This is a genomic window from Streptococcus sp. GMD4S (assembly GCF_000296955.1).
Map to the genome: position 1 here is coordinate 1 of NZ_AJRE01000274.1, position 1,043 is coordinate 1,043.

Here is a 1,043-nt window from a genome sequence, read left to right on the forward strand (position 1 = left end):
GCCGTTATCTTTAACGACTACTGTTACTTCATAAGCATTTGGATCGTATTCAACTCCGGCTACATCACCTGCTTTTTCAGAGATAGTGTATGTATAAGTTTTTTCTTCTGTGAGCGTAAGTTTTGGGAATTGAATCTTACCGTTTGCATCGTTTTTAGCTGTCGCAACGACCTTGTCACTTTCTTTTTCTTTCAACTCAAATTCAAATTGGTCAGCCTCAATAGCTTTACCCTTCAACACTTTCTTAGCTTCAAGTTGAAGTTTTGCTTCTTTAGCCGCGTATGAGTTTGTAAATTCTTTCTTAGAATCTTCAAATTTGACGCTCGCTAATTTTTCACCCAAAACATCTTCTACTGTTACAGTCGCTTTAAGGACATTCGCATCATAAGTGTATCCAGGTTTGTTATCATTAACTTCTTTAATGGTATAGTTAAAAGTTCCTGCTTCTTTGTATTTGATTGCCTCGAACTTCACTTTACCATTCTCATCATTTTTGACAGTTTGTAAAACACTACCTTTGTCATCTAGAAGTTGGAAACTAAATGCATCTTTTTCAAGAGTTTTACCTTCAAGTTTCTTAGTTACTTCTAAAGCTACCTCATCCGATTTGGCGCCTCCACCAATACCATCTGTTGTGGTAATTGGTGCAAAACCTTCAAAATCAATCGGTTGAGCTTCCTCGTTTGTAGTTACCGACACGTTATTTAGTACACGTTTAGTAACTTGGTCAACTGGTTTAGTCAAACGAGTACGGTATAGGATGAACAAACCTTTATGATCAAGAGTTCCATCACCGTTAGGTGTAATTGAGAAATGGTTCTTATCTGTTACTTGGACATGAGCACTATCCAATTTTGTTCTTCCGTAACCATTTTCCCAGTCTGGGAAGTAGTAACCAGTGATTTCACTTGCAAGAACTTGCCCATCTGGAATAGTATCTTGGATATTAACACCAGTGTAAGATTTTGCATAGCGGTTAACACGGATACGCCAGTTTACATAGTTAGGATCGTCTGAGTCTTGAACTCCCCATTTAGTAAATC

General features: G+C 37.6%; 1 protein-coding gene. It reads right to left on the bottom strand.

The features are described 5' to 3' along the window. A partial coding sequence (locus tag GMD4S_RS09310; RefSeq protein WP_000419198.1) for a Spy0128 family protein occupies positions 1-1,043 on the bottom strand: 1,043 nt, incomplete at both ends.